Source organism: Fibrobacter sp. UBA4309, assembly GCF_002395745.1.
Lineage (GTDB): Bacteria > Fibrobacterota > Fibrobacteria > Fibrobacterales > Fibrobacteraceae > Fibrobacter.
The window spans coordinates 38,100-49,818 of the sequence record NZ_DGUN01000082.1 but is presented as its reverse complement, the minus strand read 5'-3'; the positions used below and the strand labels follow the sequence as shown (position 1 = coordinate 49,818).

The following is an 11,719-nucleotide window of genomic DNA, read 5'->3' as shown; positions in this document are numbered from 1 at the left end:
TGTCCAACTTTTGGGGTTCACATCACTCCTAAGGGGACACCCCCTAAAACCCCCGGAATATAATGTGGGGTGTGGAATGTGGGATGGTCGCGGTTAGGAGTCATCCCCCGCGTGTAACGAGGGGGATCCATCCGGTTATATACAGGCGCTTGTAGTTGTTCAAAACGATTCTTGTAATAATGTTTGCTTCGAGTGGCATTTCGCACGCTCCTACAGACCGCTCGTTCGTTAGCTTGTGAAAAACCTCCGGTTTCTCACTCGCTCTCCCCAACACGGCACGCTTGCGCAGTGCCGCTTTTGGCTCACGACGATCACTTCGTTGAAGTGTTTGCTTTGCGAAACGCCTCCTCTCCGCAAAGAAACACGAGAGGGGCTCTGTTAGGGGCTGATACCGCTAGGAACGTCTGAAGAGCGGTTACTGCTCCGCCCTCGTGACTAATAGTCCCTTCGGGCTCCGCGAAACTCGGGTTTTGTTTTTGGAAAGCCAGGACCATCCCAACAGTCATCCTGGGGCCAGCGGCCCCGGGATCCATACGGTTATATAACCGTACTAGTATAACATTAGTAATCCTTCACGCAGCGGACGGAAAAGCCCTGCGTTTTTAAACCTCTAAAGGTTTTATTGAATTCATTGGTCCGAACCGCCACTCGATATGCACAATCATCATATTCTGGATACTGTCGCGGCAGCCAATACAACGCTGAATTTGAAATGTGCCCATACTCTAGAGCTGCAGGATTCCAATACCCTGCCGGCAGTAAGGATATTCCGTACAAGTTGTCGTTGCCGAAACCCGCAATCTTCGAACCCATATAAAGAGAGACATCACGACGGCTCATTTCAGATAGGAAGGCCCATTCACCTCCGTTCATTATGTGCCAACCTTCAGGGCAAGCGCCTTGATGTTGGACATAATCCGCAGGCTCGATATGCCCACTGGGATAAACAAATTTTTGCGAGCAGGCCTCCGCACTGATGGATACACAGTCGCATACGGCAGGGAACCCCATGGCGTTGCTCCAGGTATAGAGTCCTCCCCAGCCATTATCGCAGTACCACGTATCGTCATCGTAACAATATTTTGTTGAATCTCCCTGCACCGTACCGCCAAGAATTTTCTCACCGTAGTTAAGATTCTCTGCAAAAATCGTGTAGGTGACTTCAAAAACATCATCATACATATCCACCGTACGGTATTTTTGTCCGTCACGCGGGTCCGTGAACTCACCGTAAGACACTTTCTCGTTAAACTGGTTCGTCATGTCGAAATAGCTACTGCTGCTAACATCGACAGAACTAGAAGATTCCATTGGTACCCAATAACCATTCTGGCATATTTGTTTTTCACCGGAATCCACAATCGTCCTAGTTTTCCCTTCTTTTTCCGGAGGGCAAGTTTTTAAAGAAGAACTGCTCTTGGTGTCTGTGGAAGAACTTGATTTTGCAGAGGAAGAAGAAACGCTACTGCTAGACTTGTCATCTTTGCTGCTGCAGGACGATGGACTGGATCCTTCGTGGCTATCGCCACTCAGGGTAGCGCCGCTGTCGGAGGATTCCTTTTCCGGCTCAACGAAGCTGCTGCTGTCATCATCGCCGCAGGCGGTGAACAAGAACGTCAATGCAAGTGCAAAAACATAAAACAAATTCTTCATAAAGCCCCCCAAGAAACTACCAAGCACCTGTATTACGTCAACTACTATTTCTGGTCAAGCGCTTCCGCTATCAATTCTTCCGACACGCCCTTCGAACGAAGGAAATCAGCCATTTGACGCTGTCCTTCCGCACGACCCTCCGCACGTCCTTCCGCACGACCTTCCGCAAGGCCCTTCTCGCGACCTTCTGCAAGGCCCTTCTCGCGACCCTCCGCAAGGCCCTTCTCGCGACCCTCCGCAAGGCCCTTCTCGCGACCCTCCGCAAGGCCCTCTGCAAGGCCCTTCTCACGACCTTCGGCAAGACCTTTTGCGAGGCCTTCTTCCTGGGCACGGATCGTCGCGCTCGCCAGCACGATTTGGTAATCTTCCTTTAGCGACATGTCTTTCTCCTGATCCGATAGAAGTTCGTCGGCCGCATTTTCCACGCGGATGCGTTCGAGGGCCTCCTCCACGATTCCGCTACCGAAAGCCGGAAGTTCGCCACCGTCACGGGCGTGGTTCAACAGGTACAGCCACATTTCGGCAGCCCCATTCACCTCGTCGGCGGACTTCGTGAAGTTGGGAACGCTAAGGAAAATATACCTATTTTTTTCGGAAAGGGGTACTGCGCTCCCGTTGTCCACGGAATGCCTGCTGTAAAGCGCCCACTCGTCCAAGTATTCGCCCGTCGCATACGGTAAATCGAAGTCGCAAATCCAGATCGACACCGTCTCGGGCAACTGGTAGCGGCATTTCTTTTGCTCCTTCCCGGGCAAAGCCTTGAATTCCGGGGATTCCTCCATCTCCTTCCGCCCCTTGATGACGAGGAATGCCTTGTAGAGGATGGCCCTGTCGATAAAGAAATCATGTTCCACCCGCTGCATCTCTATGTTGAGGAAGCGCCCGCTGCCGGTCGTAGCGAAGATGTCGAAGATGACCTTCTTGCGTTGCGGGACGCGGAATTCGACAGGTTCCTCGAACCTGAAGCGAAGATCCTTTATCTTGTCGTTCCCGTCGAGGCCAAGGACGCCGTCGAGGAAGTCCTTCAGAGCGTCCTTGCTGGCAAACAACTCCTTGAAGGCAGGGTCGTATGTCGGGTCAAGGTAGACCTTGCCCCTGAAAGCTTCCGGGATAGGTTTTTTGCGGATTACAGCACAATTCCTATTCATTTTATATTCCTTTTTTCGCGGGTACACCCCCACAAGGCGGATGGAGCAGTCCCCATCTACCATATAAAACGGATTTTTGCCGGAAAACGTTCCGGCAAAAATGTTTTTTTTACAAGGGGGAGCGCCTTTTCTAAATTTGGCACATGTTTTTCGAACAAGCCATTGCACACCAGATTCCGAACTACACCCGCGAAGCCGATTCCCTCCACGGCGAATCGCTCGCCATGCTCGACTACAAAAGCGAGCTTAAAGTCAAGAACGACGCCATCCAGGAATTCTGGGACGTGAACCGCCTCGCCGGCAACCCGCAAAAGATAATCGCAAGCCCCATGCCCCGCGGTTACCGCACCACGAGCAAGAGGCGCGTAGAAATGCGTCCGGGAAACCTCCAGTTCGACCGTCAGGAATCGATGCTCGAACCCGAGGAACACAACAAGATTTACGACTTCCTGTTCGAAAAGCTCATCACGCCCGCATACAAGCCGCTCGCCTACGCGCTCAACTGGATTATTATCCGCGGCACGTACAAGTACCGCGTGGTGATTTTCAACATCAAGAAAATTGACGCGAGCATCGTGCGCAAGCTAAAGCTGATTTCGGACGCCCTGAAGGAATCGCCTCTCCACGTGACCGCGGCGCACGCCTACGTGGACACGACCGAATCGGACTACTACCTGGAATCGAAACGCCCCACCGACGGCCTCGACTTCAAGCAGCTCTACGGCCCGCGCGACCTCACGCTCGACCTCGGGCATTTCCGCCTCAAGTACCCCGTCACGGGATTCAGCCAGATCAACGAGAGCCAGATTCACAACCTCATCAAGGCGGCGAGCCGTCTCCTGAGCTTAAGCAAGGAAGACCATTTCCTGGATTTGTACTGCGGATACGGGCTGTTCAGTTTTGCACTCGGCGAAGCCGCCAAGTCGGTACTCGGCGTGGAATGGGAAGGCCTCTCCATCGAAAGCGCGAAGGCTTCCGCGAAGTTCCTCAAGAAAAACTACCGCTTTGTCGCAGGCAAAATCGACGAGATGTTCGTGCAGACGAGACTCCCGCGGCCCATCCCCGGCGAACCCGAGAAGATATTGCTCGACCCGCCCCGCAAGGGCTGCGAACCCGGCGTCATCCATGCGCTCGCCATGCGCAAGCCCATCCGCGTTTGTCACGTGTTCTGCGGCACCGACGAGATTCCCTCCTCGCTCAAGGAATGGGAACGTTACGGCTACCGCGTGCGCGAAGTGCAGCCGCTCGACTTGTTCCCCGGCACCCCGCACCTCGAAACCATCGTTTCTCTCGAAAAGAAATAGGAATCGGCTAACTATTTATTCCTTATACAGCGGAGGTAACAACCATCCGTTTTTCGTCTTGTCACAACCCGCAGGGAATCCATGTCATCCATTATGACAGCCTTTGCGGCAGTAGCGTCATATTCCCCTGTCGTCCACCAACACGGGTCGACTTGCGTGGTATTCAATACAGAGCTATAGTTTCCGTAAGGATAGTTATACATACCGTACGACCTCGTGAACGAGAAACTCATTTCCGAAGGCGACGGCGCATGCCATCCAGCAGGACAAATTCCTCTTCTGGTTCCACTCATATTTGCCAATTTACTGGAATAAGAGTCCGGCAACCCCATCGCAAACGTCCACTTGTACAACATCCCATAGTAATCACAATTATAGCACCAGTAATCGGTTTTTAAAACACCGGAGCCTACGTAATGGAGGTCTTCCAGCATTATGGTATCTATGCTTACGGAATTGTTGTGACGAATATCCAGGTAAGAATAGGTATACGACACGGTTTCACGTGTATCGACATATGTAAACGACCCCGTATTTCTGGTCCACAAATGCGCAACCGTATCCTGGCACCGATAATTGACCCTAGAAGGACTATAGAACATTTTGTAATAGGTCGTATTACAGGGCTTGCCAACAAGCTTTTCCGACGAAGAAGCGGCACGCCATCCCGTTGTCAGGCAGAAATAGCCCTCATGCAACGAATTGTAACGGGCATACACGGAATTGCAAACACCACCGGCAGCCTTTTCAATGGCCGTAGCGGCCCTCCAACGAGGAACTCCCGAAGACACACAGACAGAATCCGCATAAATCCTGCCCAAGACAGCCCTGGCAACGGTACAGCCGCCACCCAGGGCTAGTTCCGACGCAGAAGCCTTGCGCCAACGGTAGCCGGCAGTATTTTTTACGCAAACGTATGTCTTGGTAGAATCCAGTTCATCCACATTGTCCCCCAGACAAAGGTATCCCAGCTCCTTCTCAGCCGCATCGACACTGCGCCAAGCATAAGTACCCGTGCTATAGTCATATTGGCAGACAAAATCCTTTTTAGACGAGAATCTGTTTTCCATGCTTGCCGAGCAAACTCTGCCCGCGGCGCTTTCTCCCGACGAAGCGGTTCTCCATTGGTATTCTCCCATTTTGTACTCGCAGGCATACCCGTTCAAGACCGAATCCGCAATGGTCCTGTTACATACGACACCCGTCGTTTTCTCCTCCGCAGAAGCCTTTCTCCACATGTAGCTAGTCGTATAGTCGCAAGCATAGCCAGACACGACTGTATTTGCATTCTGGAAGCGGCATGTCCTACCGGTCTCCTTTTCTTCTTCCGTCGCTTCGCGCCATGCATAGCGGCCCATATTATACTCGCATACAAAGCCTTCGTACACAAGCGTGTCGGCCGAATACGCACCGCAATACTTCCCGGTCGTGAAGGTTGCAAAATCTATTTCCTGCCAATCGTCACTGGAGCACACGTAATACTTATGGGCAGCCGTTTCTACCATTTTCCCGATTAAGGAATCGACACAGGCGCCCCACCTGTATTCCAGTTCGTCCAGCTTAACCCATTCGCCATCTTTGCACATGCCAAAACCGCGGACAAAGAAATACCTGCTCCCGGCATCCGTATATATTGAATCAAAATACGTTTCGACCGCCTTGCCGTCATTGTCGGGGCCGCAGAAGAAGCCGGCACCGCCATCCGTCATGGACCCTCTCTTCCAGGAACCCTTGTCACACAGGAACACGTCGGGATTGGGTTCCATAAGCAACTTCCTTTCTTCGCTAGGGTCGAACACGACAGAATCCGCGTCTTTCTTCAAGCCCTCGTAGCAGACGCCGAAACGGTTTTCCATTGCCGTCGCCTTGCGCCAGGCACCCTCGGCTCCGTTCCATTCGCATACATAGTTGACGCCCGCCCTTGTCATGGCAAGTTCGTTCGCACGGTCCTTCGTGCAGATTTTCAATTCGTAAGTTACAGAATCTATTTTCTTCCACTGCTGATCGCGGCAGACAAAATACTCGCCCGCCCTGGTCTTTACATGTTCCATGTTCCGCTTCTGGGTACAGCTCTTGAGTTCGTACTGCGTTTCATCGATCTGGATCCACGCTCCGTTCCAGCAAACGTAATACTCTTCCACGCCGTCCGCATCGCGCATCTTGAACTCGCCTTCCTTGCCAGCTACGCAAAAGCCAAGTTCCTCGTCAAGAACAGTGGACTTGTGCCAATGGTTGTTAGAACAGACATATCCGGCACCATAGTTGGAGCTATACATGTTCTCGTTTTTCACGACCATATATTCCGCATCCTTGTTGCAGACCGGGAATCCGTACACGCTCGTCCAGAAAGAATAAAGGAAACTTCCAAAATCCGGAATAAAGGGAGTCACCTTCATGTTCATCATGTTCAGACGAATAGTTTCGTACGTGCCGGAAGCTTCGGCAGCGCTCGCCCAGTCGGCAAATTCTGCAATGAGGGCAGTCGTATCAAGCGTTCCCGTCCTGGAGAAAAAGTCCGTAATTCCGGATAACCTGTGGCTGAACTTGTCAGGCGTCAGGTCGCCCTGCAGCAAGATAGACGCCATGTACAGCGTCTTACCGGCGACACTCGTATCGGCAAGGGACAAGTCCGTAGCCATCAGGTTCGATTCGTCTGTCGAAAAGCCAAAAGCGGCCAGGATTTCTTGTGTCGCACGGCGTTTCGCCGCCGGGACATTGTAATTCTGCGTCGTGACAAGCTGGCGAGCTCTCAAGAATTCCAGGTGGGTGAAGATATTCACGTTCGCATTCACCTGCTGCCCCGTGCTCAAGTCTACCAGGGCATTGAGCGTCGTCTTCATGCCATTGGTCTTTTTACCCGTGACCTCGTGCATGTAGAACCCAGAAACCTGCACCAACGCATATTGGGACGGAAACGCGACGTTATTGATTACGAAAAGTCCGGAATCTCCAACCACCGTGCCGCCATACTTTGCAGGCAGCGCATTCAGCATAGAGTCCAGGCTGAAAATCGAGACCGAAGATCCCGTGACAAAAGGCCCTTTCTGGGCAACACCGTAAACAGAGACCGACTCGACTCTTACCGGCGGAAGATGTGCCTTCGCTTCCTGTCCGGGTTCCAAGGACGAAGAAGAACTCTGGATCTGGGCGGCCTCGTAGGCGGCAATCAGGCGTTCCGCCGTAGAAGAATCCACGGGGGACCAGCCTTCGCTTGTGCACACGAAGTACGACAACTCCACGGCGACATACATCACCTTGCCGAAGATGTCCTTGTTACAATACTGGAGGTCCTGAACGTTCGCCACGAACGTCAAGTTCAGAGGCTCATCCTCTTCAACGCTTTCCGAATCGCCGCAGGCGACAAGGGACAACGCCAATGCCAGGAAAACACCCCAAAGCTTAATTCGTTCCATAGCGTACCTCATAGACACTCCAGAATCATTCAATTAGAAATAGACAAATCCACCGAACTTGATGAACACGCCTTCGCCGTTAAATATGGACTTGGTATCCGTAAAGAACGAGTCGCCGAAAGCAAATTCGCAAGCGATCAGGTTCTGGTACTGGAAACGCAAGCCGACCGTAGCCGTCACCTGGTTGGCGACGCTTTCCATGGCCGTATATTCGTCATCCGTCGCATCCGTTCCCGAGCGGTAATCGAACACGCGCCAGTTATAAGAGGCCTGTCCAAAGAGCATCAAAGACGGAATCACGGCCACTTCGCCCAGGATGTTCGGGCTGAGCATAACGCCGAAATCCATGAGGGACGTCTTGACCGTATCGCCGGCTTCTTCATCGATCAGTTCCTGATCGTCGTACATGGTGACCGGAACCGACGTATTCAAACCAAGCAGCAAACGGGCGCGGTCCGACACCAGAGCCGGAGTACCGTAATTAAAGAACGGGGCAATGCGAATATGGGAATCGACATCTTCGTTCTTCACGTCTCCGCCGACAGTCTGCTCGTTGTCATGACGCACGAACTGCACGCCGGCAGACCAGAAATGCTTGACCGCAGACGGGGCGTTCGAGAAAGAAAGTGCCACGCTCAAGTCACGATAGTTCTCTTCGACAGACTTGCCCACCTCGGGTTCGACATTGTTTTCTTCGGCAAAGGTGGTCCAGTCGGTATTCAAGGCAAGCACGAAGTTGCCCAAGACCTTCGACACGGTAAAGCCCCAGTCGTCACCGGCATTGGAACCGCTCTTCTTGCCGTTGTCGCCTTCAATGGCATACTGTCCGAGGCCCAAGCGGACTTCGGCACCGAAACCCTTCGCGGCGTAACCGGCAGTGGCCCTGCCGACATCACCCGAAACGTCCATGGCGGCGAAGAACCTGCCGAGCGAAACGACGCCGCGTTCGGCAGCCGGTTCGATATAGAAGAACTTCTGGCCAAAGAACTTGTCCGGACGGCCAAGGAGCGCATCTACGTTATCCGCGGCAGCCTCGTTGCCTACGGAATTGTAGGCATTGCCGTGCAGTACGTCGAAGGGACCCTTGTTCACGGGTTCTTCCTTGGCAGGAGCTTCGGCAACCTGTTCAGCCGGTTTTTCTTCGGACTTCTGTTCCACTTTGGTTTCGGACTTCGGCAATTCCTTGGCGGTAGAATCCGACACGGCGGCCTGTTCTGCAGCGGGCTGGGCGGGAGCGGCCTGCTGGGCATCCTGCTGTACAGCAGGCTGTGCCGCAGGAGCCGGAGCTTCGGTTGTAGCGGGAGCAGCGGGAGCGGCCTGCTGGGCAAAAGCAACAGCGGCACAAACGAAAGTCATTGCAAACATATTCTTAAAATTCATGATAAACCCTCCTCTCTCTTATTGCTTGATCCACTGGAACGGGTAAGCAGCATTGCATTCGTCAGCCGTTACGGCGTTTCTGTAACCAGCCAAGGATGTGTCATACACGCGGCAAGAGCAAATGTAGGAATCCGTCCCTATGGTTCCGTTGGAGCCAAAGCTATCCGCATTACAGACCTTGCCTATCTTGTAGGTGTCCTCATTCGTATTCGCCCACGACCATGTATTTTCGCGCACTTCCTGACAGGCACGGTAGACATCGGCGCCGTCTTTCTTGTATGTCTTGATAGAGCCATCCAAAGCTTTTCGGCATGCGCCAAGTTCCACATCGTCTTCGGTAGCTTCCGTGTAATTCACTTTATCGGCATCCTCGCAGTAATAGTATTTGGAACCGCTCTTGACAATCTCGTAGGGTTCGCACTCATGGTCGCGCAAACCATAGTTTGCCTCATCGGAGGGAGCCCAGCCATAGCTGTAGCTCACCGAGCCATCGACAGGATCCTCCATCTTGGTTTCGTGGCAACGGGCGTACGTTTCGGTTCCGTCCTTCTTGAACTTTTCGACAACATTCTTGGCATCCGGATTGCACATGTAACCGATTTCGGCGGAATACATGCCGGCAGCAGACCAGGTGCGGTTGACGCAGCCGTAATAGATTTCATTGTCATCCTCGTCCTTGGTCTTCGAGACCGTATAAACCACATCTTCGTAGTCCGTACAAGCCTTGCCGATAACCTCGGTAATGGAATCGGCTTCTTTCCAGCGGATCGTCTGGCCAGCACCAAATCCCGTGGTATCGAAAACGTAAAGTTTTTCGTTATCCACGTTACCCTCGTGGAGCGTACCGTCGGGAGCATTGCCCAGGCCAACGGTATCGCGTTCAAAATCGGTCGACACAACCCAGCTGAGGTTGCTGCAAGTGAAATAGGCACTTGCACTGTCGCTCTTGTCGTTCTGGTTAATCATCACCACGTCCTGGCGGCCGCTCCCACAAATTCCAAGGCCATAGGCATCGACCCAGAACTTGTTGTAGAATTCCTCATAGCCGGGGACATTGTCCATGCCAAAAGCTTCCAGGTTTTTGCGGTAGTCGTTCAACTTCAGCAGGATTTCGTCGGTATCTTCGTCCTTCAGCTTGAGATTCTCGATATTGAAGGCGAAATCGGCAAGACTTGTACGGGAAGCATCGTCGTCCCAGACGCCGTTGTCGGCAAAGTCTTCAGTCAGAGAAGCAATCATGTCGACAAAATCAGCCTCGTCCACATTGGAACGCAGCAGCAACGCAATTGCCAGCCTGGCCGTACTGATGTCGTCACCTTCCTTGACGCCGAACGCCGCAGAAATCTCCTTTTCAGAAAGATCCATGGCTGCGCGCGGTTCGTATCCCTTGGCAAGCAAGGTCTTGATACGGCCGAACTGCAAGTTGGCGAAAACGTCTATTTTCAGTTCGTTATTCAGGTCGACAAAGGCCGTAAGTTCAAGGCTGTCGCCCGAGACTTCGCCCGTCAGAGCGTCCTTGAACAGGCCCTTGACAGTCACAACGCCGAAGTTCGAATAGGTCGTCACGCCGGGAATCGTGAAATAGCCCGTCTTGCCCGAAACGCTTCCGGCAAAGGCGGAATCCGAAACAACCAGGGTATCCCCGGTCTTGATGATCGCCTCGCGCAGTTCGACACGGCCTCCCTCGACAAAGGGTCCGATAGCGTTCGCATAGCCAACCACCAAGCTATTATCGAACTCGGGGACAGGAATTTCGCCATCTCCTTCCGAAGAATCGGACTCGGTCCAACCGGATTTTACGCACAGGTAATAAATCGAGTCATTTTCGACATAGATCTTCATACCCAGGTTCGTCCCACGCTTGGTGGGGCACGCAGGCAGGCTTTCCATGTCCATCACGGAACTCAGGACCCAACCGGAATCGGTGCAAAGGTACGTAGATTCTTCTTCCTCTATGTAAACCTTTTCGCCAACAGGGCTCTTTCCCGAAATGCTCTCCTTGGTCGAGCAGTTCGGCAGTTTTTCGTAGTTAGAGACCTTGGTAGCACCTTCATCCGAGGAATTCAGGTTACACGAAACCAAAAGTGCAACCGGGACGCAGGCCAACAGTGACTTTGTTATTTTCATACTTTTTTATTCCCTTTTGTTTACATTTGTGCTAAAATATAGCACTTCAACGCTTAAATCTCAGATAAAGTCCCTGGATTTCCGACCGGAACCCCCTAAAGAGGGTCAATCCTTCCAATCCGTCGGCAAAAAACTCCACCTCGAGGCCCTTTGGGGCAGAAACGTCCGCATTTTCCATGTCCGTCGTCATCTGGATGTAGTTCGTCGGGTCCGACACCACGATAACAAGCATGGTATAGTCCGAAACCACCGGCACAGAGAAAGCCACCAAGAAGTCCAGCACGAGCTTTCCACCCTTCATCGACGCCTTGAAATTCCTTATGCCCTCGGCCTTGAGGAACGAGGCCTCCGCCTGGACGTAGTTATAATAGTTTTTCTCCGCTATCGGTCCCAATATGGCCGCCTTGAGCCACTCGCTCTCCCTATCCGAGAAGCTCCCGCCCCCCGAATGTCCCGCAGACGAAACCAGGGCCGAACTGTACATTTCGTCGTACACCCAATGGTTGCGGATCCCGACAAAGCCGCCCTGGTCAAACTCGGCGACAACGCCCACATCGGCAAAGACATGTGGATGGGCATACGCCGAAACGGCGAAAGACAGCAAGCAGATCAGGACGACCAAACAGCCCACTTTTGAACTCCGACTCATGAAATCTTCGCCACCTTGTTTGCGACAGCCATAAACTTTTCCTGT

Annotated in this window: 7 protein-coding genes; 1 reads left to right on the top strand and 6 read right to left on the bottom strand. The window is 52.7% G+C overall.

Annotated elements, in window-relative coordinates:
• Window positions 1-561 precede the first annotated feature (561 nt).
• Both B3M32_RS12340 and B3M32_RS12335 read right to left on the bottom strand, forming a co-directional pair.
• A complete protein-coding gene (locus B3M32_RS12340; protein ID WP_290747337.1) occupies window positions 562-1,653 on the bottom strand; it encodes an FISUMP domain-containing protein in 1,092 nt (363 codons plus the stop codon).
• Between the two features lie 44 nt (window positions 1,654-1,697).
• On the bottom strand, window positions 1,698-2,801 hold the full coding sequence (locus B3M32_RS12335; RefSeq protein WP_290747335.1) for a PD-(D/E)XK nuclease family transposase: 1,104 nt from the start codon (window positions 2,799-2,801) through the stop codon (window positions 1,698-1,700).
• Window positions 2,802-2,944: 143 nt separating this feature from the next.
• Between B3M32_RS12335 and B3M32_RS12330 the strand changes: the two genes are divergently transcribed.
• Window positions 2,945-4,105 (top strand): class I SAM-dependent RNA methyltransferase, encoded by a 1,161-nt coding sequence (locus B3M32_RS12330; RefSeq protein ID WP_290747334.1) that lies wholly within the window; start codon window positions 2,945-2,947, stop codon window positions 4,103-4,105.
• 11 nt (window positions 4,106-4,116) lie between these two features.
• On the opposite strand, the gene B3M32_RS12325 is transcribed toward B3M32_RS12330, so the two are convergent.
• Genes B3M32_RS12325 through B3M32_RS12310 form a run of 4 tightly spaced genes read right to left on the bottom strand, consistent with a single transcriptional unit; the run spans window position 4,117 to window position 11,656 of the window.
• Window positions 4,117-7,518, bottom strand: a complete 3,402-nt coding sequence (locus B3M32_RS12325; protein WP_290747332.1) for a hypothetical protein — start codon at window positions 7,516-7,518, stop codon at window positions 4,117-4,119.
• Between the two features lie 33 nt (window positions 7,519-7,551).
• Window positions 7,552-8,898 (bottom strand): hypothetical protein, encoded by a 1,347-nt coding sequence (locus tag B3M32_RS12320; protein ID WP_290747330.1) that lies wholly within the window; start codon window positions 8,896-8,898, stop codon window positions 7,552-7,554.
• Window positions 8,899-8,916: 18 nt separating this feature from the next.
• Window positions 8,917-11,025: a hypothetical protein gene (locus tag B3M32_RS12315; protein WP_290747328.1), complete on the bottom strand. Its 2,109-nt coding sequence runs from the start codon at window positions 11,023-11,025 to the stop codon at window positions 8,917-8,919.
• A gap of 46 nt (window positions 11,026-11,071) precedes the next feature.
• On the bottom strand, window positions 11,072-11,656 hold the full coding sequence (locus tag B3M32_RS12310; RefSeq protein WP_290747326.1) for a DUF1007 family protein: 585 nt from the start codon (window positions 11,654-11,656) through the stop codon (window positions 11,072-11,074).
• Window positions 11,657-11,719 lie beyond the last annotated feature (63 nt).